This window comes from Agrobacterium sp. NPDC089420, assembly GCF_044900305.1.
Taxonomy (GTDB): Bacteria; Pseudomonadota; Alphaproteobacteria; order Rhizobiales; family Rhizobiaceae; genus Agrobacterium.
Genome location: NZ_JBJDMY010000003.1, coordinates 158,847 through 184,994, shown reverse-complemented (window position 1 = coordinate 184,994; position 26,148 = coordinate 158,847). Strand labels below are relative to the sequence as shown.

The following is a 26,148-nucleotide window of genomic DNA, read 5'->3' as shown; positions in this document are numbered from 1 at the left end:
TCGCAACACTGGAGGAGGAGCACCGGCATGACACGCGGAAGGGACCTATATGCCTATGTCGGCGCAAGAACGACGCAGAAGCGCAATGCCCGCGGCAACGGTCTGAACGTTTACCGGCTGACGCGGCAACTCCAGTGGGTTCACCTGCAATTGCTGGAACTCGAAAACCCATCGTTCCTGGCCTTCGACCGCACCGGGCAATGTCTCTATACCGTGCATGGTGATTCCGATCGGGTCTCCGCATTCGCAATTGACGAGGCCAAGGGCACGCTCACCTTCCTCAACGAACAATCGACGAGGGGGCACAATCCGGTTCACCTGGCCTTTGACCCTTCGAACCGGTACATGGTGGTGGCAAACCACATCACATCGTCGCTGGCGCTCCTGCCCCGGTTCGATGACGGAAGTCTGGGGCCGGTTTGCGATCTGGCACAGGTTACGGGGGCAATCGGCCCGCATCGCATCGAGCAGGCCGTGCCGAAACCGCACCAGGTCGAGTTCGACCCGAGCGGGAAATGGATTGCCGTTCCAGACAAGGGAACGGACAAGGTTCTTGTCTTTGCCATCGATGCGGCAGGCAGCGCCCTTAGGGAAATCAGCCACTGCGCGGCGCGTGAGACATCCGGGCCGCGGCATATCGCGTTCCATCCCCGGGGGCATCTGGCCTATGTCATCAATGAGCTCGATTCCACCGTCACCGGCTATCGCTTCGACCGGCACGCGGGAAAACTGCAACCGTTGCAAATCCTGTCCTCGCTTCCCGACGGCTTCACGGCCAATAGCCGCGCATCGGAGATAGGGATCACGGCTGACGGTCGTTTCGTCTATGCCTCCAATCGCGGCAGCGACACGATCGCGGGTTTCGCCGTCGGCGATGACGGCCGCCTCGAACTCATCGGCCATTGGCCGACAGCGGGCAGAACGCCCCGGTTTTTTTCGATCTTGCCCGGCGACAGGATGCTCGTGGCAAACGAGGATTCCGATACGGTCGTCGCCTTCGATATCGACCGGGATAGCGGCGCGTTGGTTCGCAGAGACGAGGTCCTGCATGTCGGCAGCCCGGTCTGCATCCTCACCAAAGCCGCGAACTAGACCTTCGGCGTCTTGATCCGGCTGGCGCCCATGATGTGGGTAAAAAGAAAGGCGGCCGCCTCGTTTCGACGGCCGTCCTCGATCAGATCGAGGATTTGCAGATGTTCAGCCGTCTGCCTGGGCAGGCGGCTGCGGTCTATGGTGATGTGATATTCGATGAGCCGGCGCAGCCGGTTGATACGTTTGATCGCATCCAGGAAAAACTCGTTCTGTGCGCAGGCGACGAGCATCTCGTGAAATTCGTTGTTGGCCTTGAAGATTTCGGCGCGGGACCATGTCTCATATCCGCCGTCACGCAACCGGGTCTGGATTTCGCGCGCACGCTTGAGACCCTCGGGATTGAGCTCGAATGTGGGAAGCAGCATGGCCTGCTGCTCGATCACGGCGCGGAAGGCATAACCGTCCTCATAGCTCTTTTTCGAGGTCAGCGCCTGCGTGAAGGCCCAGCCATTGCCCGGCAGGCGTTCGATCCAGCCCTCTTCGGCAATCCGCCGCAAGACCCGCAGAAGTTTGGTGCGCGGCAGATCGTAGAACCGCATGAGTTCGTTTTCGCTCAAGCGCTCGTCGAGCTTGCCGGCGAGGCGATCCTCGGCGATGCGGAAATAGATCGCCTCATCCCCCTCGGCATCCTCAACGCCCGCCGATTTCACATTCTCGAGACTATCGGGATCGGCAGCCAGAAAATAACCCCGATTGGGCTCCGCCCGCACGATGCCCTGGGTCTCCAGTTGCTTCAGTGCGCTCATGATGGGCGCGCGGGAGACGCGGAAGGCGTCCGCCAGCATTTGAAGAGGAAGATGCTCACCCTTGCCGATCCCGTTCGTCTGGATGAATTCGATGACGTTGCCGACGATCTGAGGCGTAAGACTTTTCCGTACCATGGGGCTCGCTCTGTGGTTTTACCCAGTTTTGTATGATCGCCCGCGTCAAAGCAACAGGCGGCGGCCCTGTGGAACCGCCGCCTGCCCGTTCAATCCTCGTCCTGCCGGAAGCGGGAAAGCCCCTTGAAAAGGAACGGAGCGATCAGCGCGACCAGCGCAAAGGCGATCATCGTCGCCGAACTCGGATGCTGCAACAGGATCATCGGATCGCCAAGGCTCATCTGCAGGGAACGCCGCAACGCGCTGTCGGCCAGAGGCCCCAGGATGAGGCCGACGACGGCGGGCGCCACCGGATAATCGAATTTCCGCATGAAGAAGCCGACCACGCCAAATCCGGCCAGCAACAGAAGTTCGACGACGGAGGGATTGGCGGCAATGGTTCCCATGGAGGCGAATACGAGGATGCCCGCATAAAGCCAGGGCAGCGGAATGGCGAGAAGACGCACCCACAGACCGACCAGCGGCAGATTGAGCACCAGCAACATGACATTGGCGATGAAGAGGCTGGCGACCAGCCCCCAGACCAGATCCGCATGCTGCGCAAACAGCAAGGGACCCGGCTGGATATTATATTGCTGGAAGCCCGCCAGCATCACGGCGGCGGTCGCGGACGTGGGAAGGCCAAGCGTCAGCAGGGGAACGAGCGTACCGGCGGCAGACGCATTGTTGGCGGCTTCGGGACCGGCGACGCCCTCGATTGCCCCGTGACCGAACTCTTCCGGTTTTTTCGCGAGTTTCCGCTCGATATTGTAGCTGAGAAACGTCGGGATCTCCGCGCCGCCGGCAGGCAATGCGCCGATCGGAAAACCGATGACCGTTCCGCGCAGCCACGGCTTCCACGAACGCTTCCAGTCCTCGAGCGTCATCCAGATCGATCCCTTCACGGGGATCGGCTTTTCCGGCTTGTGGAGATGGCGGGACGCGACGAGCAGGGCTTCGCCGATGGCAAAGAGGCCGACGGCCAGCGTCGTCACCTCGACGCCATCCAAAAGCTCCGGAACACCGAAGGTCAGGCGCGCCTGCCCGGTCAATTGATCAATGCCCATCAGGCCGAGCCAGAGACCGAAGGCGAGGCTGGTCAGTCCCCTGAGCGGCGATGAGCCGAATGTCGCCGAAACGGTGACGAAGGCGATCAGCATCAGCCCGAAATAGTCCCAGGGGCCGAAGCGGACGGCGACCTTCACCAGAATGGGGGCAAGAAATGCCAGGCCGAAAGTGGCGATCAGCGCCGCCACGAAGGAGCCGATCGCAGCCGTGGCCAGTGCCGGGCCGCCGCGACCGGAACGCGCCATCCTGTTGCCTTCGAGCGCGGTCACGACGGAGGCGCTTTCGCCCGGCGTGTTGAGCAGGATGGCGGTTGTCGACCCGCCATACATGCCGCCGTAATAAATGCCGGCGAACATGATGATCGAACCGCCGGGATCGAGCTTGAAGGTGACCGGCAGCAGAAGCGCGACGGTCAGCGCCGGGCCGATGCCGGGAAGCACGCCGACAGCCGTGCCGATGATGACGCCCACGGCGGCAAAGATCAGGTTTGCCGGTTCGATAGCGGTGGAAAACCCCTGGAAGAGGGCAAGAAGCGAATCCATGATCACCTCAAAAAAGACGTTCGAGCGGCCCCTGGGGCAGCGCAAGGGTCAAAAGCTTGTTGAACATGAGGAAGATCAGAACGGCGATGATCGCGCCGAGACAGAGATCAACCGGCAGCGCCCTGCGGCCGAAGGCCCGGGCGGTGAAGGCAAAAAGCAGCGTCGACCCCAGAATGAAACCGCCGCCGAGCCAGATTGCGCCGATCAACCCCGACAGGGCGACGGCAATCCAGCCCACCGCCTTCCAGTCGGTCGGCTCATCCTCCAGATCGCTTGGCCGGAAGGCGCTCACCAGATGCCCAAGCGCCAGAACGACAAATAATAGAGCGACGAAATATGAGGCGGCGTTCGCACTCATGCCATAGGTCGCACGCGCCGTCATCCGGCTCGCATCCCAATAGGTTATGACCGCTATGGCAAGAAGGATGACCGCGACGACGGCGGCAGCCGGATTGCGCGGCGAAGATGGTTTCGATGTCATGATATGCCTCGCAAGCGGGAAGCGGTATCGCCGCTTCCCGCGCTGGTAGGATCAATTGGCAAGACCGATGGAGGTCAGGATCGCGCGCACCCGCTCCGTTTCGGAGCCGATGAAGGTCTTGAACTCCTCCGACGGCGCATAATAGTCGGTCCAGCCGCGCGCTTTCAGAATGGTCTGCCATTCGCTCGACTTGACGGTCTTTTCGAGCGCCGCCTTCAGCGTATCGAGATCTTTGCCCTCAACCCCCGGCCCAGCGAAAATACCGCGCCAGTTCACCAGTTCGATGTCCAGACCCTGGGCCTTCAGCGGCTTGGCCTCGATACCCGGGATCGGCTCCGGATAGGAAATGGCGAGCGCCCGCAGGTCGCCGGACTTGATCTGGCCCTCCCACTCTCCGTAACCCGAGACGCCCGCGGTCGCCTGGCCGCCAAGCATGGCGGCGAGCGATTCACCGCCGCCGGAATAGGCGACGTAATTGACCTTGGCGGGATCCTGACCGGATGCCTTGGTTACAAGAGCCGCGAGAATATGATCGGCGCCACCGGCCGACCCGCCGACCCAGATGGTTTTCGCCACGTCCTTCCTGATCGTCTCCTGCAGATCGGCAAGCGACTTGATCGGCGAATCCTTCGGCACCACGATCACGAGCGGATCGCCGGTGAGACGGGCAAGCGGCGTCACCTGCGTCAGATCGACGGGCGACTTGTTGGAAATGCTGGCGCCCACCAGGGTGATGCCCGCAACGAGCAACTGGTTGGGACTGTCCTTGGCCTGCCCGACAAATTGCGCCAGGCCGACCGTGCCGCCGGCGCCGGGCACGTTTACAACCTGCACGCTTTTCGCCGCACCGGTCGCCATCATGGCCTCCTGAAGCGAGCGTGACGCCGAATCCCAGCCGCCGCCCGCCCCGGCCGGCGCGGTGATCGTCAGTTCAAGCTGCTGCGCCTTTGCAGGCATGACGGAAAAGCTGGCAGCGGCGAGCGCGGCCGCAAAGCCAAGTCCGATAAGTTTTTGCATGGGTTCCTCCGACAATTTCGTGCTCCCTCCGAGCAGCGCGACAAATCTGCATTATATAATTACAAAAGTAAATATCTTGCAGAACAAGATTTTCCGCCCCGGCTGGTACTGGCGCCGACCGGCTGAAATGGCGATGGTTATCGGGGCGTCCAAAAGAGGCCGAACCCTCCGACGGATCGCGAAACCGCGCGCTGTCGATGACCAGATTGGAAAGACGGTCTTCGACGATGAAAGCGATATGATCACCGGCTTGATTGCATCGCCGAATTACAATATTTCTTTTAAATGAATTGCGATTTTTGAAATAATACGATGAACGATCACAAGGCTCTGAAGATCTTTCTGCTGGCGGCCGAAAAGCGCAATTTCGCGCAGGTCGCCCGCGAGCTGGGCATGACGGCCGCTGCCGTGACCCGGGCGATTGCCGCGCTCGAAGACGATCTCGGCGTGCAATTATTTGTCCGCACGACACGTCAGGTATCCCTGACGACGGACGGCGCGGTCTTCGCCGCACAGATTCAGCCGGCTGTCGAGACGCTCGAGACTGCGCGCCGCGATGTCAGGAATGCACACAAGGCCGACGAGGGAAGACTAAGGATCAGCGCGCCGACATGGCTCGGCAAGAGGGTATTGCCGCCGATCCTGTCGGGGTTCCGGGAACTGTACCCGAAAATGTGCTTCGAGATTTCACTGTCCGACGGGCTGGTCGACATCGTCGACGACGATTACGACCTCGCTATCCGCATTTCATCGGCCCCGTCCGACAAGTTCACCATCTGGCGCAAGATCAGGGCCGTGCCGCGAATAATGGTGGCAGCGCCGGACAGCCGGTTCGTGCGCATGGCACATCCGGGCGAGCTTACGCCTGACGATTGCCTTGCCTATAGCGGCGAAAGCCGGCGGGAGAGCTGGGTCCTGTCGGATGGCGGATCGAACAGCACGATTGCGGCCGGGCGGGCATTCAGCGCCAATAATGGCGAGGTTCTGGCCGACATGGCGGCGCAGGGCGCAGGCGTGGCCCTGTTGCCGCGATTTCACATCGCCGAACATATCCGCAACGGCCGGCTCGTCCATGTTCTGCCCGGCTGGGCGCCGCCGGACCTCTGGCTGACGCTTTATTATCCGCCCTATCAGGCGCTGCCGCCCCGCATCGCGACCTTCTCGAAATTTTTCGAGGATCAGTTACCGGCCCATATGGCGGCGCTGGAGTGACATCACCGTCGGCATCATCCGGGCTCGCCCACATATCGCGCAGAGGCGGACCGCCGCCACCGGGCCGCTTGCCAAAAATGCCTCGAATGCCGCTGGAACAGAAATCCCTGTCCCCTCCACATCGATCGGATTACAGCCTCAAGCGATTTCGAGGCGGCAAATCTATCCGATCGTGTAGTGCGATGCCATTTCGCGAAGATGTGCGATGGTTGCTTGCGACAGCGCGCCGCTCGCCAGATAATCGGCAAAGCTGTAGGAGAATATGTCGCCAGCTTCTATCTTCTGGACTAGATCGGCCTCACCGAAGACAACGAGGTACTCATGATCCTCGGGTGCCCAAATCCACAGGTCATGGCCTGAAAAATGGATCAGAAGGCCATAGGGCGAGTTTTCAAACAGCGCATCGAGCATCAGCCCGACCGGCTGCGATGCAAAATGACGCGGTGGCCGACTGAATTCATAAGCCGAGAACGCGATTTCGCCGGCGCCGATCCGGCCGGCAACAAGAGCAATTTCCTCTTCGCTCGGAAACTCGGGAAAAATTCTCGCAACGAAATTCCGGCTGCGAATGACATCATCATCCAATGTGCAATGTTTGGTAATGAAGTCAGTCATTTAAACCCCCGGTCCATCGTTGTAGCGTATTTCGGTCTGACGACCGTTTGGCCTGCGGATCTGCAATGTCGGACGACCATCGGAGCTTCCCGGACGAACCGTGACCTTGCTGCCGTCTTCCAGCTCCCCGGTGCGACCCGGCCCATATTGTGTTTCGATACCCTTCTCCTTGCCCGGTTTCAAGGAATCGAAGTCACGTTCGGCCTCCACCATGCCGCCATTCTTTTCACCATGCTTGGTCTTGCCCTTGGTCTGCTGGCTGACGCCCGCCTCATTCTCCAGGTCCTCCTGGCGCTTTTTCTGTTCTTCGGCCTTGGCGGAGCCACAGTCCCCCGTACAGCCTCCCGCCTCCCCTTCGGCGGGTTCCGAATGGCTTTCATTGTACATCTTGTAGAGTTCGTAGCCCTCATAGGCGAGCATGGCCAGGCCGATCGCGGCCCCCACCGGCCCGAGAAAGCCAAGGGCGGCGCGCGCACCGAGCCTGGTTGCGACGCCTGCGGCCGCACGGCCGAGCAAAGCTTCTCCTCCGGCGGCGGCGACAGCGCTCATGCAAGCCCCCGTTCTTTCGCCGCATTCGCCATAAGCCGCATCATGTCATCCAGCCGAGCGTCAGGATTGCCGCCTTTGAGATTGTCGCGGATATGCGGCGACTCGATGAAGCCGCCGTTGCTTGCGCTCATAAGATAGGTCCACTGGAAGAAACCACGCTCGGTTTTCAGCCCCTGGGCACGTGCCTGCGCCTCATATCGTTCCATGAACAAGAGCGCTTCGCCCTCGTCCATGTTCTGCAGCAGATGCGGCGCGGAACGCCGAAAGGCTGCTACTCTCCTGCGGCGGGCGGCAAGCATGCGGGTCGCGCTGATCGCCTCGATGTTTTCCGGGGTCAGGCGCAACATGCCGCCCTGCGCCGCCACACCTGCCGGACGACGCCCGCGCTTGACGTTCCCGCCCCAATCCTTGCTCGGTGCGAAGTAGATTTCGTCCGCCGGCCCCATCAGGCGGACGACCTGTTCCGGCGAAAGCACCGGAAAAACCTGCATGATGACATTCGGATCGGCATGGCGAAAAACGACAAGTTCGCTGCGGTCCCGCCTCCCGGCGCCATCAGCGGCAGCCAATGCCTCTTCCTGCACATCCCCGGCCGCCAACGCCAGCGTTCCCTCCTCCACAGGCAGCGAAACGCCCGATCCCGCAAGCGCATCCCGTTCCACCGGCAACCATATGCGGTTGATGCCACGAAGATGCCTGTGGATTTTTTCCTCCGACAAGGATCGATCGCCGACCCAGAACACCACGGCCGGCTTGTCTGCGACAAGCTTGAGCAGGGCCTCAACCCTGGTCCTGACCCGCCTCGGAAGATCGATTTCATCGGCCGGCAGCATGCCGCCGCCGCTCTCGTCACCCCTGGCGACCGCATCCGCCATGGCGTCGGACAATTTGGCCGCCAGCGCCTGCAATTCCTCGTCGTTCGGTTCCGGCGTTTCGCCTGGATCATCCGGCACAGACGGGGCCGGAGGCGAGAGACTGAGAGAAACCAGCCACGGCCCACCCAGCATCACGGCGGCATCGGATGCCACGTGCCGGTAGAGCGGCCGATGGCTGAGGCCCGCCTTCGAAAGATGCGCGGTAAGGCCGCCGAAAAGGGCTCCGTCCAGCACGGCATAAATCCGCTTGTCACAGCTGTCCGCAATCTCCGAGAGGCGGGTCAGATAAGCCTGACTGACTGCAGACAGGCCCGCCTTGCCATCATGCTGATCTTGCATCCCTATCCTCGAACCGTCGGAATGGACCGGCCGGCCATATTGGCCTGGCACGAGGTGCCGTCACTGTCGCCATCCGCCTCCCTGTCGCCGATATAGACATTGGACGAACCGGTCTGCGCATTGCCGCCGCAGTCGATCGCATCTCCAATCCGGCCCGCTGGCTTGCCGTTGATGAAGACGGTGGATGATCCTGCTGCCAGAGACCGCGGATGCGACGGCTTCGGGCAAGACGGGCAGCCATGCGGCAGGTAAGCATCCCCGACACGCATCAAGGGTCGACCGTTCACATAGACATTGTCACTACCGCCCGTGGCCGGCGTGGGCGGAAAATGGCAGGAATGGGCGGAGCCGATATCGGCGCGGCGATGAGCTTTGGGCATGGGTTATTCCTCGGATCCCCACCATTGCCGGACCCGATCAAAGGCATCGATCACTTCGCTGCGAGCGCGGCGAACACCGTCCACGATCTCCGGATTATTGTTAATCGCGTCATCAACCCATTGATTTTGCGGCAAGGGCATATGGTCTCTTACACGCTGGCTGTAAGCACCATGTGGGTTGCGTTTAACATGAGCATTATTCCAGGCCTCTCGGCTCATGTTTCCCTTGGTGATCTCCGACGAAGCGCCGGCTCCAGTAAAATCAAGACATAACGTGACGCTTACATTCTGGCCCGCAACATCGCCGGGCTGCCAATCCGAGACAAATGCGGTGTTGCTCATCGGGATTTGTCTATTTCCAGGGAGCTGCGTTATCGGCGTGCCAGTTCTTACATGGCTAGCCAAGAAAACCAGCTGGTTTGCTCCATCGAGAATAAAGCTCTCGCAATTGGGAAACCCATCCCCCGTAATAACGCATGTGATATCGGCTTTTTTTGTATCCCGGTTTATTCGAATGGAGACATTATTTACCACGTCCAGATCGGGGACGGCGCCGCTCCATCTTTCATCCGTGCGTGCGATCGGACTGCGGACGTCGATGCCATCGTTGAACGTTATCGGACTTCTTAACTCGAAGGGTACAAAACTGCTTGGCCCCGAATAATTGCTTCCATCAGAGACTTCGCCGCCAAGGACGCGATGTGGCGTATCCTTCGGTAAACCCCAGTTTTCAAGCTCTTCCACACCATCTGCAAATGGAAAAGCAAAGTTCTTGCCGGCATATTGAACACGAAGATTGACGTTCTGATTTCCGTCTTCCCGATAAGGCGTTATGTTCTTGGGATCTTCAGCGTGCCGAGGTTTTTTTTCAGGTTGAGAGTAGTCATTGCTAAAATCCAGCCCGGTCTCTTTCGTCAGAAGCGGGTTGGAACTCGGATCAGAATCACAAATCACCGCTTCAAATCTGGCGGCTTTCAAATTAATCTTGATGATATGAAAAATCCGCGCCGTAGCCGATGGTGAGCCGCTAAAACCCCTATTGTCGCCATGGAAAAATAAGCCGCCAGTACGGAAATCTGCTCTGGGGTGAAACGAGCGCGTATATAATGTCAAAATAGACATAGCTGCTCCTATTTGGGCTCTTTGATCACGGCCCGGTCTACTTGATCATCGCTAAGTCGATATACGACAAACCCATCACCGGAGATTTTGTCAGGATCTATATTCATTATTTCGTTAGATGATATTCTGACCGACCGGCTGAAGCTCTCATCAACGTCGGTTCCATAGATGTGGATCGTGGAAACTTCGTCCCAGTCCACGCGTTTTCCTGTTTTCTGATCGGTGTAATATCCGCTTCCCACCAAAATCCGCTTCGTGCGCAGGGCAGACGGCCGGGAATTTTTATCGCCGGAAACGAAGTTAAATCCATAAGTTCCATCGGCCGGATAGTCGAATTCAACCACGGAAACCTTGCCGGATACCCTCACTTCAAGCAATTTATCCTCATCCCTGATCTCCCTAGACTTCGGATTGTCATGAATCATGGATTTTTCGGGTCGATTAGGCAGCTTATCCCAGATGTCCTGTGAGACCTTTTGAGGCACGACAAGAACTGTCCCGCCACCTTCAAGAAGAGGTTGATCGACGATTATTGTAATATGTGTTTTCATTGACTTTTTTACCTCAATATTCGCCGCCGCCGCAGATGTCGCGACAGATGACGCCAGAGCGCCCGCTAACAATACGGTTCTTAAAAAAGCGCCGACCATGCTTAGTTCAGCTCAATTTTTGCTGACGTCATCTTTATGTTCTCATCCTCTTCGACAAGAAGTTTCAGACCTTTAATTTTTATCGTTCCATCTGCGGTCATGGAAATTTCGGATTTCCCGCAACGCATGTGGATAGCCTCGAAAGCTTCCACCATTTTTGTGCCGTGAACAATTTCATCAAAGTTTTGTCCCGAAGAGACGCGTACACTGCCTCCGACATTCTGGATAAGATCGGAACCCGTTGTAATCACGCTGGATCCTCCAGTCGTATGAAACGATCCGGCAACCGAATTGAACATCAGGGCCGCGCCAGCATTGACCATGTAGTTGCCGCTTCCCGTCATCGTCGAAAACATGGCTTCCAGAAAATACCCAGCTCCACGAATTCCGGATGCATGTCTGGTCATAAGTCCGCGTATGATGTCGCCGGCAGGACCGGTTCCGACATTGACACTCATGTTCTGCCCTACGTTCAGAACGTCTGACATTTGTACTTCGCGGAGGGAAGCACCACCCACAGAAACTACGTTATTATTATCAACACGCTCTGTTTTGTGGTTCCTTATCTTAAAAGTCATGTCTTTCTGCGCGTGAAAGTACATTTCCTCACGACCGGCATCATCTTCGAAGCTTAATTCGTTGAAACCCTTTCCCTTGTGGGTATTGGTCCTGAACGTGCTCTTCGTCTTATTCGCCGGCAGGTCATACGGCACGGTCTGGCGCGCATTCGGCACCACCCCCGTCACCAGCGGCCGGTCCGGATCGCCGTCGACATAGGCGACCATCACCTCCATGCCGATGCGCGGAATGATCTGGCCGCCCCAGCTGGAGCCCGCCCAGTTCTGCGCCACCCGCACCCAGCACGTGTCCGTGCCATCCTTCTTCGCCTTGCGATCCCACGGGAACCACAGCTTGATGCGGCCATATTGGTCGGGATGGATCTCCTCGCCTTCCGGTCCGGCGACGATCGCCACCTGCGTCCCTTCGATGCGCGGCCGCTTCGTCGACCGGTGCGGCGTCAGCGGCACGCGCGCCGGGATCGCCTCGAAGCTGTTGCGATATTCCGGCTCGTCGCCATTGGTCTCATAGGAGCGGTCGACGATGCTGTGGCTTGCACGGATGATCACATGCTCCTCATAGGCATGATCGGGATGCGCAACCTCGTAGGGCGTGAACCGTCGGCCCGCCTCCAGAATCCGCGAGGTGGACGAACCGAACACACGGTCATGATCCGCCTCGATCGATTGCGTGCGCAGCTTCTGCGCCCGCTCGGCCTCTTCCACCGTGCTGATCCGGGCCGGATATTCGTAAAGCTCGCGCTTCGTCGCATCCGGCATCTGCACCAGCGACGGCGTCATCGTGCCCGGCACCATGCCAGGCGTCTCGAAGTTCCAGTCCGCACCCGCCCGCTGGCCGGGCACATAGGAAAAACGCCGCGCCCAGTCATTGATGTGGTTGCGGTCCGAAGATCCCTGCGCCAGGCGCACCCGGCCCTCGCCCTGCGCCGAAGCCGACGGCGAAAGCCAGCCGCTGGCGCTGTCGGCAACATGCAGCTTGTGGGAACCGTCCTCATGGCTGAACCAGAAGAACAGCCCGTCCTCCTCGAAACGGCGCAGAAGATAGGAAAGGTCATCTTCATTCCATTGCACGCTGTAATGCTGTGCCGGCGGCGGTGAGATGATGCCGGACGTATCGGGGGCGGGAATGCCATGTTCGGAAAACAGCGTCTCGACGATCTCGACCGCCGTCTTATCCATCCAAATGCGGCAATCGGACCGCCGCGACAGAAGCCACATCTGCGGGCGGATCGTCAGCGCATAGGAGCGCAGCCCGCGGGTGATAGGCGGGCCTTCATGCAGTTCCGTCACCAGGCCGTTGAAGGGGCGGCGCAGACCGCTGCCCTCTTCCCCGTCGCCCTGGCTTACCTCGACCGACACATCCACCAGCCGGCCGATCAGCTCCTCGGGTTTGACAGCTTCCTTCTTCGCCCGCAGCGTCAGGCGAAGGTCGAAGAGCTGCGATACGCCCTCCTCGACCAAAAGACGCTCCGGCAGAAGCACGTCCTCGCCAAGCGGAGAGGACAGTTTAAGAACACGGCTCGCCTGGAGAAAGTCCGAGGATGCGGGCTGGTCGGTCATGGCATGCTCCTGAATCAGGATCCGCGGCTGGACTGCAGGGGCCAGAACCAGATCGTTTCTGAATTATAGTAGCAGGCCGAGGCGCATTGGGCAGCTTCCGCGCCGCCGCGCACGAGATCGATGTGACCGCCGCCGCTGTAACCCGGAATGTTGTTGAACGCCACGACGCCGTTGCGCGCGCCAATCCCGGTACGGGCCGTCGCCGGCGTGAAAGGCTCATGCTCGCCGAGATAGCTCGTCCTTGTCAGGAGACCGGCGAGACGGCGCATGTTCACCTCGATGCCCTTTCCGGCATGAGGTCCTTTCTGGATGCGATGCGAAGCGGGCACGATGTTGATGCCCGATTTCACGAAGGCGATACTGACGCGGATCGCGCAGGTATTGTGATAGTTCGGATTGCCGATGAAATCTTCCCAGCCGATTTCGGTGAACAGGTCACGCTGGCTGATATAGTTGGAATGCGACGGCTCGCTGCTCGGATAATTGGCATAAAGAGTGTCAAAGTTAACACGCATGGCTTGTCCCACTAGTTACTTTTCGGCTCACAGGGAAAGGAGACCTTAAGCGCCTCCCGCACGAGATTGGCTGCCCGTTCATCCAGTTTTTCCACGGGAAGATCACCGAGATAGGTGTAGATCCGGTCGGTGAGTTCATGGGGTGGAACGGCACCCGCACCACACCAGTCCGCTCCGCTGGTCAGATCCGCCACACCGGCAATATAGGCGCTGGATTTCGCAACGGAGACCAGTCGCCGCATTTCCGGATCAGACACTTCCGGCGCGAGCTTTCCCTCGATGGCCTGCTTGAGTTCGGCCCCGGAAAATATCCATGTCCGCTCTTGCGCACCGGCCGAAGAGGCACCGGACAGCGCCACAACAAACGGCACGGAGACAAAAAACACATATAGGGAGCGCATGATAAACCCGCCTCGTCCAACGTGGATGAGAAACATCACGACGTGAGCTGCAAAACTGCAATGAAGACGTTCCGGTGCCGGCCGAGGCCGGCACCGGGTGACGTTACGATCAAGCGGCCTTGGTCGTCGCCAGATCGTAGGAGGCGATCATCGGAGACTGCGGCGAGTTGTTGTCGTCGAACGGCGTGTACTTCACTTCCAGTTTGGTGAAGTTAAGCTTGATGGTTTCCACCGGACGGTCGCCGCTGGAATCAACCGAGTAGCTGGCGATAAGCGTGTTCGTCAGCAGATACTCGATATAGGTGTTGCCGGGGTTGCCGGTCGTCACCAGATGGATCGTCGCAAGCTTGCCGGTACGGCCTGCGCAAGCTTCCTGGAAAAGCTTGGTGGAAGAAGAATCGCTCACCTTGGTCAGAATGACTTCCGAAATGGTCGGTTCGGATGCTTCGCGGTTTGCAGCAGAACCAGCAGACGTGTTCATGTTACGGGCCACGTTCCAGTGAATGGCTTCGATGTCCATCCACTTGCGGTGTTCTTCATGCGTGGCGTCGCCCTGGATACCGTCGATCTGCAGATAAATTGGCATGCTGTAAGCTCCTGTAGCTGAAATGACCTCTTGCTTCGAGGCCGCGTTACCCTTCGTTTAATGCCGCATGCGTCGGGTAGCCCCTTCCGACGCGGCAACTTTATCCACCCCAACCTCTTCGGTTAGGGCGAATTCATCCGTTTCCCCAGCCGCTCCGGCACGAATGCCGAACCTGTTTTCATCAAAATCGACAACGATCTTGCCCACGCGTTCTCCCGCGATAACCTTTTCGAGGAAAAAGCTGGAAAGAGGCGGGAGCAGGTCCTTGCCGATCATGATCTCGATGGCGCGAGCGCCAATGTCACTTGCACCGGCACGCGACACCAATGCGTCGCGCGCGGCATCGGACAAGCTCAGGTCGGCGCCGTATGTTGCGAGAACCCGTTCCCTGATCTTGCCGATCTGCATATCCACGATCCTTGAAAGCTCCTGCGTGCCCAGCGGCATGAAGGGCAGGATGATCGTGCGCCCGAGAAAAGCGGGCTTGAACTGTTTCGTCAGCTCCGGCATCAGAAGCGCTTCCAGCGCCTCGCCTTCCGGCATCGTATCGGGATCGGCCGAAAGCGCCGAAAGCAGTTCCGATCCGGTATTGGCCGTCATGAAGATCGTAGTGTTCTTGAAATCGACATCGCGGCCTTCGCCATCGCGCAGCACGCCCTTGTCGAACACCTGGTAGAAAATATCCTGAACGCCCGGATGCGCCTTGTCGATTTCATCGAGCAGGAGAACGCCGAACGGTCTGCGACGCACCGCTTCCGTCAACACACCGCCTTCGCCGAAGCCAACATAGCCCGGTGGCGAACCGAGAAGCAGCGAAACCTTATGCTCCTCCTTGAACTCCGACATGTTGATCGTCGTCAGGTGGCTGTTGCCGCCATAAAGCAGATCCGCCAGCGACAGCGCTGTCTCGGTCTTCCCCGTCCCGGACATGCCGACGAGGAAAAATACGGCGGGCGGGCGGCGCGGATCGGACAGTCCGGCCCTTGCGGTGCGCATGGCATCGGCGATCCGGGCAATTGCCGCATCCTGCCCGACAACACGCTGACGCATGCGATCGTCCAGCGTGCGCGCGCTCTCGATCTGGTCGGCGAGGAGTTTGCCAAGCGGAATACCGGTCCAACGCGAAACGACTGATGCAATCGCATCCCGGTCCACCACCGTCGGCACAAGCCTTTCGATATTTGCCGGCTGCGCCTCACCGGCGGGCCGCAGGCGCGAGACGTTGGATGCGCCGGTTTCCGACTGCTCCTGGCTCAGCGCCGCCAGTTCGGCCATTTCCGCATCGTAACGGCCACGCAGCTCATCGATCCCGCTTACGAGCTTCTCAAGCTCGTCGCGGATCGACTGGATGCGGTTTTGCATGTCCTCATCCTGCGGCTCACGCAGAAGCCAGTCCAGCTCGTCGGACAGAAGGCGGCGTTCGCTTTCCATGGCGCGCAGCCGTTCCGGCAGCGTCTGCCGCGCCAGCGACACGGCGGCGGCGGCCGTGTCGAGCAGGCTGACGGCCTTGTCCGGCAATTGCCTTGCCGGCATGTAACGCGCGGACAGTTGCACCGCCGCCACGATCGCCTCGTCACGAACGGTGACGTTGTGATGTCTGACGAAGGTGTCAGCCACGCCGCGCAGCATGCGTATGGCGGTCGCCTCGTCGGGCTCGCGCACGTGCACGGGCTGGAAACGACGCGTCAAGGCCGCGTCCTTTTCGAAATATTTCTTGTATTCGCTCCACGTCGTTGCCGCGACGGTCCGCACCTCGCCTCTTGCGAGTGCGGGCTTGAGAATATTGGCCGCATCGCCCTGGCCCGCGGCGCCACCCGCACCAACGAGACCATGGGCTTCGTCGATGAACAGGATGATCGGTTCGGCAGAACGCTTCACCGCATCGATCACCCCGTGAAGACGGCGTTCGAACTCGCCCTTCACGCCGGCGCCGGCCTGAAGCAGTGAAATATCGAGGTTCAGCAGGCGCACGTTGCGCAGTTTTTCCGGAACGTTTCCGGAGACGATCTCCAGCGCCAGCGCTTCCGCGACAGCCGTCTTGCCGACACCCGCCTCCCCCACAAGAATGGGATTGTTCTGGCGGCGGCGTGTCAGAATATCGACAAGTTGGCGCAGTTCGTCATCGCGGCCGATCACCGGGTCGACCTTGCCGTTGCGGGCATCGGCGGTCATATCCTGGGTGTAAAGGCGCAGAAAATCGTTCTGGCCGGCGGCGGGTGCCGAACTTGCCGGCGCGGAAGAAACATCCGCGTCGGCGCCGTCTTCAACCGTACCGCGCAGCCGCTCGAGCGCCGCCCTATCCATCGCCTTCAGCGAGGGGAATGCCGAGCGGACGAAGGAGCGAAGCGAGGTTTCTTCATCCATCGCCAGCAAAAGATCGCACAGCGTCACACGGTTGCGTCCGGCCTCCAGCGAAGCGAGAACCCATGCCTCGCGGCCCGCCGTCAGGACGTTCTGGGAGAGCGACAGCGCCTCGCCGTCTCCGATAATGGCCTCTCCAAGGCTGCGGCCGATTTCAGCCTGCAACACCGGAAGTGGAATTTTTAATTCCTCGAATGTTTCCGCATAGATACCGGCATCTACAACCGCCAGCAGCCAGTGCGGGATATCCACGTACCTGTGACCCATGCGCACCGCAATGGAAGCCGCAGCTTCCAGCGCAACGCGCAGGTCAGGCTCAAGCGCTTCAACGAGGCGATTGAGATCGATATGCGACATGCAAATGAGCCTCCTGCCCGGGTTCATTCCACAACGTGACGTGGAATAACTATGATGATGAAACCGAGTTGTCCACCCCGTAGTTTATTTTTTGTCAGGTGAGATTAGGCAATAGACGCCACAATTTAGACACATTTAGAATAAGTCTGTCTGAGGAATAGCCTTACGTAAGGGAAGTAACTACAAAAAATCCATTACTATTTTCTGGAGATAGACTGCTCTTGAACGCGCCGCATGTTAAAAGAGATATAGAATTTTTCGGGGATTGCGGAGATAATATCCGCAACGATGCAAGAACGCGTGAAATATACTATAGAATTAAGGATGAAAGAAACCAGGCCCGTACAGAAGAGCGCGCTGCATCCCCCCAGGATAACTTGAAGATCTCCAGTAGCTGGGACAGTGTCAGCAATCTTGGATTGCAGATTATATATTCCGAAAGCAAGGATATCGAAATATTGGCATGGCTCGCGGAAGCAAGCCTCAGGCTGCGGGGATTTCACGGACTACGGGAAATCTACGAGCTTTGCCTCGATCTTTTTTGCAACCACTGGGACTCATTGCGCTCGATCAGCGATGATAATGACGAAGAAAAATTTGCACCTTTTGCGGGACTGAACGGCATTGGCAGCGAAGGCACACTTGTTCAGCCGCTGCGGCTGGCGGCCCTGATCCCGGGAGGAAAATTCGCGGAGCACAGCCTGTGGGATTTCCAGCTGGCGCAGCGGCCGAACGAGGGCAAACGCCGCGAAGAGCTTTATCGCGCAGCCTCCGAAGCGGGTGTCGCCGCCATGTCTTCCCATCTGACGGAAGTGAATGCCTGTCTCTCCTCGTTCGACGCCATCATGGCCGTTCTGACCGAGCGCTGCGGCCAGTCCGCTCCGGCAAGTTCCAACATACGCAACACGCTTATCGAGGCGGCTGCCGCCATTCGCACGCTGGGCGGGCGGGACCAGGAACCGGCATCGGTCGAACAGGCGCCGGCCGCCGTTACGGGCACGGATGACGGCGGCCAGCCCCCACGCACCGCCATGGTCTCACCGGAAGGCATATCCTCGCGCGACGAGGCATTTGAAACTCTTCTTTCGGTTGCGCGTTATTTTCGCCGTACCGAGCCGCATTCACCGATCTCGCTCTCCATCGAAACGCTGGTTCGCAGGGGGCGCATGGATTTCTCGGAACTGCTGGCGGAGCTTCTGCCCGAAGCGCAGGCCCGCAACGCCGTTCTGACGGCCGCCGGCATCAAACCCGGTGGAGAAAACAACGGAAAATAACAAACGCGGGGCGAGACGACGCCCCATAACAGTCATCTATGCCAAGGGGCATCAAGGAGGTTGAAATGGCAAGTGTACATGAAAAGCTGGAGCGGGTTCGCAAGCCCCGCGTCCACATCAAATACGAAGTCGAGACAGAAGGCGCGATGGTGGTCAAGGAACTGCCTTTCGTCGTTGGCGTATTGGGTGATTTCTCCGGCAATCCCACCCAGCCCCTGAAGCCGTTCGGCGAGCGCAAATTCGTTCAGATCGACCGCGACAATTTCGACGAAGTGATGCGCCGCATGACGCCGGGCCTTAATATTTCCGTTGCCAATACGCTTCAGAAAGACGGGACGGACCTGCAGGTCAACCTGAAGTTCGAGAGCATGGACGATTTCGAACCCGGCGCCGTCGTGCAGCAGGTTCCGGCGCTCAAGGCGCTTCTGGACGCCCGCAACGAGCTGCGCGACCTGCTCTCCAAGGCCGACCGTTCGGAAGATCTGGAGCGGATGCTCGAAGATATCCTCCAGAACAAGACGGACCTCGCGACGCTCGTTTCCGAACTGAAGGAAAAGAACGGCGCAAGCGAATAATCGCCTGTGCGGAGGAAAACCTCCCCGAACGGCCCCCGCCAAGGGGGCTTCACCTGTTCAAGCGGCATCTTAAAGCCGCATGTGGAAGGACTGAAACATGAGCGCTGAAAGCCTGCTGAAAAACGAAGCACAGGCAACGACCGCCGAAGACCAGGGACTCTTGTCCAAGGTGGTTGCCGCAACCCGCCAGACCGAACCGGACCGCGCGCAAAATCTGCTGCGCACGCTGACCGATCAGGCCCTGAAGGGAACGGTCAAATATGACCGCAACCTCACCGTCACCCTCAATCACGCGATCGCCGAGCTGGACCGGACGATTTCCGAGCAGCTTGCCGCCATCATGCAGGCGCCGGAATTCGCCAAGCTGGAGGGCACCTGGCGCGGGCTGAACTACCTCGTCAAGAATTCCGAGACGAGCGTCAATCTCAAGATCCGCGTCATGAACGCCGGCAAACGGGAACTCGCAAGGGATCTGGAAAAGGCCGTCGAATTCGATCAGTCGCGGCTTTTCAAGGCGATCTACGAAGACGAATTCGGCACCCCCGGCGGCGAACCGCTTGGCGCCATCATCGGCGATTACGAATTCGACAATTCCTTCGATGACGTGCAGTTGCTTCAGGGCGTCTCGTCGATCGCCGCGGCCGCCTTCGCACCCTTCATTTCCGCGGCCAGCCCGCGCATGTTCGGTTTCGAGGACTATCGCGATCTCGCCCGTCCGCGCGATCTGGAAAAGATCTTCGACACGGTCGAATATGCCAAGTGGCGCAGCTTCCGCGAAAGCGACGATTCCCGGTTCGTGACGCTCGCTCTGCCGCGCGTTCTGGCGCGCATGCCCTATGGCCCGAAAACCAACCCCATCGACGATTTCGCCTATGACGAAACCAAGGGTGCGGTCAACGGCGATCTGCAGCATGACGAATATTGCTGGATGAACGCCGCCTACGTCATGGGCACCAAGCTGACAGACGCTTTTGCGAAGAGCGGCTGGTGCACGGCCATCCGTGGCGCGGAAAACGGCGGCCGGGTGGAAAATCTGCCAATGCACGTCTTCTCCAGCGATGACGGCGACCTCGACCTGAAATGCCCGACGGAAGTGGGCATCACCGACCGCCGCGATGCCGAACTCGGCAAGCTCGGCTTCCTGCCGCTCTGCCACTACAAGAACACGGATTATGCGGTGTTCTTCGGCGCCCAGACCGCGCACAAGCCGAAGCTTTACGACAAGCCGGAAGCAACGGCCAACGCCGCCGTTTCGGCCCGTCTGCCCTACATCATGGCCACGTCGCGCTTCGCGCATTATCTCAAGGTCATGGGCCGCGACAAGATCGGCTCCTTCATGGAGGCGTCCGATTGCGAGGTCTGGCTCAATCGCTGGATCGCCAACTACGTCAACGCCAATGACGAGGCCGGCGAGGAAAGCCGCGCGAAATATCCGCTGCGCGACGCCAAGGTGACCGTGCAGGAAGTGCCGGGCAAACCCGGCGCCTACAATGCGGTCGCATGGATGCGGCCCTGGTTGCAGATGGAAGAACTGACGACCTCGCTGCGTATGGTCGCCCGTATCCCGTCCAAGAACTGAGCCCGGACCGGGGTGGTCCGCCACCCCGGCCCCGTTCGTCACCCGGAGCCCGCTCATGGCGCATCAGTCCTTGCCGGACGCCCGTCTATTCGCCGACCAGCTCATCGCTCTCATCGACGATGCGCTGACCGGCCAGGTGAACGCCATTCTCCACCATCCCGATTTTCAGGCGATGGAGGCGAGATGGCGCGGGCTTGCCATGGTCGTGCGCGAGGCGGGCCGCAGCACCGACGTCAAGGTGAAGCTGCTGAACGCCAGCTGGCGCGACCTTGCCCGCAATACGGAGCGCGCCACCGACTTCGACCAGAGCCATCTTTTCGAGGTCGTCTATAACCGCGAATTCGGCATGCCGGGCGGCGAACCGGTCGGCCTCATGATTGGCGACTACGCCTTTTCCCCCGACGATGTCGAGGGCGCCGATTCCATCACCACGCTGTCGCAGATCGGCATGGTGGCAGCGGCCGCCTTCTGCCCCTTTGTGGCGGCGGCGGCCCCTTCCGCCGTCGGCCTGCAGGATTTTGCCGAACTCAGCCGGGTTCACGACTTTTCCTCGCTGAAGCAGGATAAATCGCGGCTGCGCTGGAATGCGCTTCGCACACGCGACGATTCCCGCTTCGTTGGCCTTGTCGCACCGCGCGTGTTGCTGCGCTCTCCCTACAGGCCCTATGCACGGGAACGGGATGACGGATTTCCATTCCGCGAACACGTGGCGGAAAGCGGCGAGACACTGCTGTGGGGCAACGCCGCCTTTGCCTTTGCGACCGTGGTGGTGCGCAATTTCGTCGATTCCGGCTGGTTTGCGGATTTGCGCGGCGTGACGCAGGACGCCGTGGATGGCGGCATGCTCTCGTCCCGGCAATTGCCGCCGCTCGATCTCGGCATCGAAAGCAATGGCCTGTCCGCCCAGCCGCCCGTCGAGGTGCAACTGACGACCGGGCAGGAACAGCAATTTTCCGATCTCGGCATCGTGCCCGTCTCCACCACCTATCTTTCCGGCATGGCGATCTTCAATGCCAACCAGTCCCTGCATGCCCCTGGCCATTATTCCAGCGAGGCAGCGAGACAGAACGCCCGCCTTGCGGCCATGCTGCAATATGTGCTGTGCGCCTCCCGGTTCTCGCATTACCTCAAGGTCATCATGCGCGACGACATCGGCCAGCTCAGCGATGCCACCACCATCGAGCGCAAGCTGGAAAGCTGGCTTTCCTCCTACACGCTCGGCAACGACGATGCGGAAGCCGCGCTACGCACGCGCTACCCGCTGCGTTCTGCCGGGATCAATGTCTTCGAGGTGCCCGGCAAGCCCGGAACATTCTCCTGCACCGTGCGCCTTCAGCCGCATTTCCAGCTCGATGACGTCTCCACGAGCTTCCACCTCATCGCCGAAACCATGATGCAGCCCGCCGCCGCATCCCGGTCTCCGGCCGAGCCGCAAAGGATACCCGCATGACGCTGCGCGACGATATTTCCCGCCTTCTCGACGACGACCGGCTGCAGGAGGCGATCGGGCTGGCGCGCGAACACGTCAAAATCAAGCCCACCGACAAGGACGGCCGGCATTTCTATATCGACCTGCTTGTGCTTGCCGGCGACTATGAGAAGGCCGATGCGCAATGCAATCTCGCCGCAACATTCTCGCCGCAGGACAGTGTCGGCTTCTCCCTCTTTCGTCATCAGCTGCGCGCCATGGCCGCGCGCAATGCGTGGTTCGAAAACGGCGCGGTGCCGGATTTTCCCGGCGGCCCGTCCGAACTCGACCAGCTGGCCATCCGGGCGAATATTGCCGCACGCGCCGGTGACGCCGACAGTGCCAGGAACGCATTGAATGAACTCGACGAAAAGCGCGGCAATGTGCCGATCGGCCATGATGGCGCGACCGCCGGCGACATTCGCGATCTGGACGACCGCATTCCCCATGCGCTGGAAGTATTGACCAATGGGGGGCGCTACCTGTGGATCGACTATGGCCGCATCGAGAGCCTGAAGATCGATCCCATGAGCCGCCCGCGTGACCTTGCGTTCCGCGGGGCCGAACTGACGCTGCGCGACGGCGCGGTCGCATCCGTGCTGCTTCCGGCGATCTATCACGGCGCGGAGGAGGATGTCGGCCTTCTCCTTGGCCGGGAAACGCGCTGGAGCGATGAGGGCCAGCCGCTGGCGACCGGGCAAGGCCAGCGCTGCCTGCTGATCGGCGACGATGTGGTGCCGTTCCACGAAATCGGCACCCTTTCCGCCCTCTCCGACGATGAAAGGCAGATCGCGCGTGGTTGATCCGCTGGAGCAATATCGCACGCGGCAGAGAACGCTGTCGCGTTCCGTTCTGGACCGGCTGCTCGATGACGCGCCGGATGCGGAAACGGACGCGCTCGTCAGCCTGAAGGATCAGGCGCGCGAGATGCGCGAGGTGATCCGCCGCGATCTGGAGGCATTGCTCAATACCCGCCGCAACCCCGCCGGCCCGCCGGCGGCGCTGAAGGAACTGTCCGATGCGCTGGTCAGCTACGGCGTCGACGGCATTCTTTCGGCCAATCTGGTAACGGACGCCTCCAAGGTGCGGCTGGCACGCAGCATCGAACGGCGGATTTCCCTGTTCGAAACCCGTCTTGCCGACGTGCATGTGACGATTCTGAAGAACCGCACGGATGGCGACCGGGCGCTGCGCATGCGCATACAGGCAAGCTTCCGCCTCCAGGAAGGCATGCCGCCGATCAACTTCGAATCCCGGATCGATCCGTCCACCCAGCGGTTCCTGGTGGAGGCGACGAATGGCTGACGGCTTTCTCGAAAAATACAATGACGAACTTTTCGCGCTGAGAAAACGCGCATCGCGTTTCGCAGCGGCGTTTCCGAAAATCGCCGGCAGGCTGCGGATGACGGGCGATGTCGCCGACGATCCGCATGTCGAGCGGCTGATCCAGAGCTTCGCCTATTCCGCCGCCCGTGTACGGCAGAAGCTGGATGACGAATTTCCCGAGCTGTCGGACAGCCTGCTCGAAACGCTCTACCCGCATTATCTTGCGCCGATCCCTTCGATGAGCGTCGTTCAGTTTGCGCCGAGTCCCGCGCTCGCAACCGTGCAGAGCCTGCCGCGCCACAGCGAAATCCTCGCCGAACCGGTAGGCGGCGAGAGCTGCCGTTTCCGCACGACGCAGGAGGTGGAAATCGCGCCGCTGCAGATTGCCTCGGCGACGCTTTCCGGCCAGCCGATCGATGCGCCTTTTTCGGCATCCTCCGCCGGCGCAGCGAGCTGCCTGCGGCTTTCGCTCCGCAGCACGGCGCCGCGCGGCAGCAGCTTCCCGGAAATGGGGCTGACGAAACTCCAGATCTTCCTGTCCTCCGCCTGGCAGCAGGCGACGGCGCTTTACGAGCTTTTGACCAACCATTGCGTTGGCATGGCGCTGGCACGTCATTCCGAAGACAAGGACGCCGTTTTTCTGCCCGCCGCCAATCTCAGGCCGTCGGGTTATGGGCGCGATCAGGCCATGTTGCCCTATCCGGCAAACAGTTTTGACGGATATCGGCTTCTTACCGAATTCTTCGCGCTGCCGCAGAAGTTTCTCTTTCTCGATATTGACGGGCTGCACAGGTGGAGCGGCGGCGACTGTGAGCTTTATATCTATCTGGATGCGGCGGACACGCGGCTGGAACGCATGGTCTCCGTCAAGGATTTCGTGCTCAACGCCTCCCCCGTCATCAACCTCTTCAAGCAGAACTGCGAACCCTTGAGCCTGGATGGTACGCGCACGGAATATCGCCTTCTGCCGGATGCAAGGCGGCAGCGGACCCGTGAAATCTACGCCGTCGAAAATGTCGAGCTGACCAGCCGCTCCGGACAGACCGAAAAGACGTCACCGTTCTTCGGGCGCACCCAGCGCAACAACGGCTCGAATGTGTTCTGGCAGATCCAGCGCCGCTTTGACGACGATGGCTCTTCCGATACCGATATCGCCTTTGTGGACCAGAAACGCGGACCGCTCGGACCACTCGACATGGTGGCGAGCGTCGACACGCTCTGCATCAACCGCGAATTGCCGAACCAGCTTCCCTTTGGCGGCGGACACCCCTTCCTCCAGCTTTCGGCCGGCAATGAGGCCGTGAAGTCGATCCATGCCCTGATGCCGCCGACGGCGGCCATCCGCGTCAACGAACGCTCGGCGCGCGAATGGCGGCTCATCTCGCATCTGCTGCTCAATCATCTTTCGCTTTCAGACAATGGCGGCGCTCCCCTCAAAGATATTCTGTCGCTCTATTCCTTCAGGGACAGCCCGGAAACCCGGCAGCTGGTTGAAGCGATCAGCAATGTCGAGGCGCAGAATTCCCATGCCCGGATCGGATCGGCGATGGTGCCGGGAACGGACATCACCGTGGAATTCGACCCGGCGCTCATCGCGCGCCCCGCCGCCTTCATTTTTGCCGGTGTGCTCAACCACTTCTTCGGCCTTTATACCTCGATCAACAGTTTCACCCGGCTGACGGCGACGATGCGCGGCCATTCCAAACCGATTGCCCGCTGGCCAGCCCGCGCGGCGGACCGGCCTTTGCTCTAGGAGACCGGGATGGAACAGCAAATGCCGACACTGAAAGACCAGCAGGCCGCTCTTCTCAGCGCCGATCCCGGCCGTTTCGATCCGGCCACCGCCTTTCGGGTTGCCCAGCACGTCTCGGATGACGGTCTGACGATTTCCGCGCATGGTGGCGTGCAGCCCACGGCGCTGGCGATCAGCGGGTTCGGCCGCAAACACGGCGCGTCGCAGCTGAAATCCGCCTTCGCGCCGATTGTCGGCCCGCTTGGTTCGCTGCCGCCGGCCTATGGCGAACTTCTTCAGCGGGAAGAACGCAACCGTTCCGGTGCGCTGGCTGGCTTCTTCAATCTGTTCGCCGCCCGCTTCAGCGAGCTCTTTGTTTCCGCTTCGGAGAAATATCGCCTCGCCAGGGGATTGCGCTGGTCCGATCAGGCGAAAGGCACCGCTTTCCGCAAGACGCTGCTTGCACTCACCGGGTTTCGGACGGTGGGCCTGACGCGGAAGGCCGGAGTGAGCGAAGATACGTTGCTGCGCTTCAGCGGGCTTTTCGCTAATCGCAACCGCAACGTCTCGGCCCTGACCTCGGTGCTCGGCGAATTTACCGGGCTTCCGATCGTCATCGAACAGTTCCGCAGGCGATGGGTGCCCTTGCCGCTTCACGAACAGAGCCAGCTCGGGCAGGCATCCGGGCTGCGGCTGGGGAAGAATACCACGGCAGGAAGCGCCGTGGAGGATATGAGCGGCGGCTTCCGGGTCGTCATCGGTCCGGTCGCCTATGCGGATTATCTGGCGCTGACGCCCGGATCGAAACGGCTTGCCGAGATATTTTCGCTGACACGGCTTTTCGTCGGAAGCGCGCTCGATTTCGATGTGCAGGTGATCCTGAAAAAGGAGGATATTCCCTTCTGCCGGCTTGGCCAGCCCGATGCTCCCGCCCGTCTCGGCTGGAACAGCTGGGCGCGCGTGGCGCCGGCACAAAAAGACAGTACCGACGCCATCGTGACCGAGCGGGAAGGCTCGGCAATCTCTGCGTGAGG

Annotated in this window: 26 protein-coding genes; 11 read left to right on the top strand and 15 right to left on the bottom strand. The window is 60.2% G+C overall.

All coding sequences use genetic code 11. The annotated features are described in order from the left end of the window. Positions 1-27 precede the first annotated feature (27 nt). Positions 28-1,092 (top strand): lactonase family protein, encoded by a 1,065-nt coding sequence (locus ACI2KA_RS05635; protein ID WP_404500012.1) that lies wholly within the window; start codon positions 28-30, stop codon positions 1,090-1,092. On the opposite strand, the gene ACI2KA_RS05630 is transcribed toward ACI2KA_RS05635, so the two are convergent. The 4 genes from ACI2KA_RS05630 to ACI2KA_RS05615 all read right to left on the bottom strand — a co-directional run bounded on the left by ACI2KA_RS05630 (position 1,089) and on the right by ACI2KA_RS05615 (position 5,000). Beyond that, positions 1,089-1,973 (bottom strand): GntR family transcriptional regulator, encoded by an 885-nt coding sequence (locus tag ACI2KA_RS05630; RefSeq protein ID WP_404500010.1) that lies wholly within the window; start codon positions 1,971-1,973, stop codon positions 1,089-1,091. The genes ACI2KA_RS05635 and ACI2KA_RS05630 overlap by 4 nt on opposite strands. Positions 1,974-2,062: 89 nt before the next feature. Continuing rightward, positions 2,063-3,562 carry a tripartite tricarboxylate transporter permease gene (locus tag ACI2KA_RS05625; protein WP_404500008.1) on the bottom strand — a complete coding sequence of 500 codons (1,500 nt, stop codon included), beginning with the start codon at positions 3,560-3,562 and terminating at the stop codon, positions 2,063-2,065. 7 nt (positions 3,563-3,569) lie between these two features. Beyond that, positions 3,570-4,043 (bottom strand): tripartite tricarboxylate transporter TctB family protein, encoded by a 474-nt coding sequence (locus ACI2KA_RS05620; RefSeq protein WP_404500006.1) that lies wholly within the window; start codon positions 4,041-4,043, stop codon positions 3,570-3,572. Between the two features lie 51 nt (positions 4,044-4,094). Further along, the gene (locus ACI2KA_RS05615; RefSeq protein ID WP_404500429.1) at positions 4,095-5,000 is read right to left on the bottom strand and encodes a Bug family tripartite tricarboxylate transporter substrate binding protein; all 906 of its coding nucleotides are present in this window, start codon (positions 4,998-5,000) and stop codon (positions 4,095-4,097) included. 136 nt (positions 5,001-5,136) lie between these two features. Here ACI2KA_RS05615 and ACI2KA_RS05610 point away from each other — a divergent pair, with 136 nt between their 5' ends. Beyond that, on the top strand, positions 5,137-5,349 hold the full coding sequence (locus tag ACI2KA_RS05610) for a hypothetical protein (protein WP_404500004.1): 213 nt from the start codon (positions 5,137-5,139) through the stop codon (positions 5,347-5,349). Between the two features lie 23 nt (positions 5,350-5,372). Continuing rightward, entirely contained in the window at positions 5,373-6,272 is a 900-nt protein-coding gene (locus ACI2KA_RS05605) for a LysR family transcriptional regulator (RefSeq protein ID WP_404500002.1), read from the top strand. Positions 6,273-6,434: 162 nt separating this feature from the next. Here ACI2KA_RS05605 and ACI2KA_RS05600 read toward each other — a convergent pair whose 3' ends face one another. The 11 genes from ACI2KA_RS05600 to tssH form a co-directional block, all read right to left on the bottom strand. Next, the gene (locus ACI2KA_RS05600; RefSeq protein ID WP_404500000.1) at positions 6,435-6,887 is read right to left on the bottom strand and encodes a hypothetical protein; all 453 of its coding nucleotides are present in this window, start codon (positions 6,885-6,887) and stop codon (positions 6,435-6,437) included. After that, positions 6,888-7,436: a hypothetical protein gene (locus tag ACI2KA_RS05595; RefSeq protein WP_404499998.1), complete on the bottom strand. Its 549-nt coding sequence runs from the start codon at positions 7,434-7,436 to the stop codon at positions 6,888-6,890. After that, positions 7,433-8,650: a hypothetical protein gene (locus ACI2KA_RS05590; protein ID WP_404499996.1), complete on the bottom strand. Its 1,218-nt coding sequence runs from the start codon at positions 8,648-8,650 to the stop codon at positions 7,433-7,435. The genes ACI2KA_RS05595 and ACI2KA_RS05590 overlap by 4 nt, the downstream gene beginning before the upstream one ends. Before the next feature lie 2 nt (positions 8,651-8,652). After that, entirely contained in the window at positions 8,653-9,030 is a 378-nt protein-coding gene (locus ACI2KA_RS05585; RefSeq protein ID WP_404499994.1) for a PAAR domain-containing protein, read from the bottom strand. 3 nt (positions 9,031-9,033) lie between these two features. Then, positions 9,034-10,152, bottom strand: a complete 1,119-nt coding sequence (locus tag ACI2KA_RS05580) for a hypothetical protein (RefSeq protein ID WP_404499992.1) — start codon at positions 10,150-10,152, stop codon at positions 9,034-9,036. 8 nt (positions 10,153-10,160) lie between these two features. Beyond that, complete coding sequence (locus ACI2KA_RS05575; RefSeq protein ID WP_404499990.1) at positions 10,161-10,802, bottom strand: hypothetical protein; 642 nt, start codon at positions 10,800-10,802, stop codon at positions 10,161-10,163. Between the two features lie 2 nt (positions 10,803-10,804). Further along, positions 10,805-12,940 carry a type VI secretion system tip protein TssI/VgrG gene (tssI, locus tag ACI2KA_RS05570; RefSeq protein WP_404499988.1) on the bottom strand — a complete coding sequence of 712 codons (2,136 nt, stop codon included), beginning with the start codon at positions 12,938-12,940 and terminating at the stop codon, positions 10,805-10,807. A gap of 14 nt (positions 12,941-12,954) precedes the next feature. Continuing rightward, positions 12,955-13,455, bottom strand: coding sequence for a type VI secretion system amidase effector protein Tae4 (locus ACI2KA_RS05565; protein ID WP_404499986.1), 501 nt, complete (start codon positions 13,453-13,455; stop codon positions 12,955-12,957). Positions 13,456-13,466: 11 nt separating this feature from the next. After that, positions 13,467-13,856, bottom strand: coding sequence for a Rap1a/Tai family immunity protein (locus ACI2KA_RS05560; RefSeq protein WP_404499984.1), 390 nt, complete (start codon positions 13,854-13,856; stop codon positions 13,467-13,469). 109 nt (positions 13,857-13,965) lie between these two features. Beyond that, positions 13,966-14,442, bottom strand: a complete 477-nt coding sequence (locus tag ACI2KA_RS05555) for an Hcp family type VI secretion system effector (RefSeq protein ID WP_065117846.1) — start codon at positions 14,440-14,442, stop codon at positions 13,966-13,968. Positions 14,443-14,499: 57 nt separating this feature from the next. Continuing rightward, a complete protein-coding gene (tssH, locus tag ACI2KA_RS05550) occupies positions 14,500-17,160 on the bottom strand; it encodes a type VI secretion system ATPase TssH (protein ID WP_404499982.1) in 2,661 nt (886 codons plus the stop codon). 221 nt (positions 17,161-17,381) lie between these two features. Here tssH and tssA point away from each other — a divergent pair, with 221 nt between their 5' ends. From tssA to tssG, 8 genes are all read left to right on the top strand, one after another. Continuing rightward, positions 17,382-18,434: a type VI secretion system protein TssA gene (tssA, locus tag ACI2KA_RS05545; RefSeq protein WP_404499980.1), complete on the top strand. Its 1,053-nt coding sequence runs from the start codon at positions 17,382-17,384 to the stop codon at positions 18,432-18,434. Between the two features lie 65 nt (positions 18,435-18,499). Further along, on the top strand, positions 18,500-19,009 hold the full coding sequence (gene tssB, locus ACI2KA_RS05540; protein ID WP_404499978.1) for a type VI secretion system contractile sheath small subunit: 510 nt from the start codon (positions 18,500-18,502) through the stop codon (positions 19,007-19,009). Positions 19,010-19,106: 97 nt separating this feature from the next. Continuing rightward, positions 19,107-20,588: a type VI secretion system contractile sheath large subunit gene (gene tssC, locus ACI2KA_RS05535; RefSeq protein WP_110758770.1), complete on the top strand. Its 1,482-nt coding sequence runs from the start codon at positions 19,107-19,109 to the stop codon at positions 20,586-20,588. A 55-nt stretch (positions 20,589-20,643) separates the two neighbouring features. Next, on the top strand, positions 20,644-22,038 hold the full coding sequence (tssC, locus tag ACI2KA_RS05530; protein WP_404499976.1) for a type VI secretion system contractile sheath large subunit: 1,395 nt from the start codon (positions 20,644-20,646) through the stop codon (positions 22,036-22,038). Then, positions 22,035-22,859, top strand: coding sequence for a type VI secretion system accessory protein TagJ (locus tag ACI2KA_RS05525; protein ID WP_404499974.1), 825 nt, complete (start codon positions 22,035-22,037; stop codon positions 22,857-22,859). Before tssC (ACI2KA_RS05530) ends, ACI2KA_RS05525 begins: the two co-directional genes overlap by 4 nt. Continuing rightward, complete coding sequence (gene tssE / locus ACI2KA_RS05520; RefSeq protein ID WP_404499972.1) at positions 22,852-23,361, top strand: type VI secretion system baseplate subunit TssE; 510 nt, start codon at positions 22,852-22,854, stop codon at positions 23,359-23,361. Before ACI2KA_RS05525 ends, tssE begins: the two co-directional genes overlap by 8 nt. Next, positions 23,354-25,135 carry a type VI secretion system baseplate subunit TssF gene (gene tssF / locus ACI2KA_RS05515; RefSeq protein ID WP_404499970.1) on the top strand — a complete coding sequence of 594 codons (1,782 nt, stop codon included), beginning with the start codon at positions 23,354-23,356 and terminating at the stop codon, positions 25,133-25,135. Before tssE ends, tssF begins: the two co-directional genes overlap by 8 nt. Positions 25,136-25,144: 9 nt before the next feature. Then, on the top strand, positions 25,145-26,146 hold the full coding sequence (tssG, locus tag ACI2KA_RS05510; RefSeq protein ID WP_404499968.1) for a type VI secretion system baseplate subunit TssG: 1,002 nt from the start codon (positions 25,145-25,147) through the stop codon (positions 26,144-26,146). Positions 26,147-26,148: the final 2 nt, after the last annotated feature.

Bases quoted from the DNA above. Each gene is read 5' to 3' on its own strand.
- ACI2KA_RS05635 (WP_404500012.1), top strand. From the start codon at position 28: ATGACACGCGGAAGGGACCTATATGCCTATGTCGGCGCAAGAACGACG.
- ACI2KA_RS05630 (WP_404500010.1), bottom strand. From the start codon at position 1,973: ATGGTACGGAAAAGTCTTACGCCTCAGATCGTCGGCAACGTCATCGAA.
- ACI2KA_RS05625 (WP_404500008.1), bottom strand. From the start codon at position 3,562: ATGGATTCGCTTCTTGCCCTCTTCCAGGGGTTTTCCACCGCTATCGAA.
- ACI2KA_RS05620 (WP_404500006.1), bottom strand. From the start codon at position 4,043: ATGACATCGAAACCATCTTCGCCGCGCAATCCGGCTGCCGCCGTCGTC.
- ACI2KA_RS05615 (WP_404500429.1), bottom strand. From the start codon at position 5,000: ATGCCTGCAAAGGCGCAGCAGCTTGAACTGACGATCACCGCGCCGGCC.
- ACI2KA_RS05605 (WP_404500002.1), top strand. From the start codon at position 5,373: ATGAACGATCACAAGGCTCTGAAGATCTTTCTGCTGGCGGCCGAAAAG.
- ACI2KA_RS05600 (WP_404500000.1), bottom strand. From the start codon at position 6,887: ATGACTGACTTCATTACCAAACATTGCACATTGGATGATGATGTCATT.
- ACI2KA_RS05595 (WP_404499998.1), bottom strand. From the start codon at position 7,436: ATGAGCGCTGTCGCCGCCGCCGGAGGAGAAGCTTTGCTCGGCCGTGCG.
- ACI2KA_RS05590 (WP_404499996.1), bottom strand. From the start codon at position 8,650: ATGCAAGATCAGCATGATGGCAAGGCGGGCCTGTCTGCAGTCAGTCAG.
- ACI2KA_RS05585 (WP_404499994.1), bottom strand. From the start codon at position 9,030: ATGCCCAAAGCTCATCGCCGCGCCGATATCGGCTCCGCCCATTCCTGC.
- ACI2KA_RS05580 (WP_404499992.1), bottom strand. From the start codon at position 10,152: ATGTCTATTTTGACATTATATACGCGCTCGTTTCACCCCAGAGCAGAT.
- ACI2KA_RS05575 (WP_404499990.1), bottom strand. From the start codon at position 10,802: ATGGTCGGCGCTTTTTTAAGAACCGTATTGTTAGCGGGCGCTCTGGCG.
- tssI (WP_404499988.1), bottom strand. From the start codon at position 12,940: ATGACCGACCAGCCCGCATCCTCGGACTTTCTCCAGGCGAGCCGTGTT.
- ACI2KA_RS05565 (WP_404499986.1), bottom strand. From the start codon at position 13,455: ATGCGTGTTAACTTTGACACTCTTTATGCCAATTATCCGAGCAGCGAG.
- ACI2KA_RS05560 (WP_404499984.1), bottom strand. From the start codon at position 13,856: ATGCGCTCCCTATATGTGTTTTTTGTCTCCGTGCCGTTTGTTGTGGCG.
- ACI2KA_RS05555 (WP_065117846.1), bottom strand. From the start codon at position 14,442: ATGCCAATTTATCTGCAGATCGACGGTATCCAGGGCGACGCCACGCAT.
- tssH (WP_404499982.1), bottom strand. From the start codon at position 17,160: ATGTCGCATATCGATCTCAATCGCCTCGTTGAAGCGCTTGAGCCTGAC.
- tssB (WP_404499978.1), top strand. From the start codon at position 18,500: ATGGCAAGTGTACATGAAAAGCTGGAGCGGGTTCGCAAGCCCCGCGTC.
- tssC (WP_110758770.1), top strand. From the start codon at position 19,107: ATGAGCGCTGAAAGCCTGCTGAAAAACGAAGCACAGGCAACGACCGCC.
- tssC (WP_404499976.1), top strand. From the start codon at position 20,644: ATGGCGCATCAGTCCTTGCCGGACGCCCGTCTATTCGCCGACCAGCTC.
- ACI2KA_RS05525 (WP_404499974.1), top strand. From the start codon at position 22,035: ATGACGCTGCGCGACGATATTTCCCGCCTTCTCGACGACGACCGGCTG.
- tssF (WP_404499970.1), top strand. From the start codon at position 23,354: ATGGCTGACGGCTTTCTCGAAAAATACAATGACGAACTTTTCGCGCTG.
- tssG (WP_404499968.1), top strand. From the start codon at position 25,145: ATGGAACAGCAAATGCCGACACTGAAAGACCAGCAGGCCGCTCTTCTC.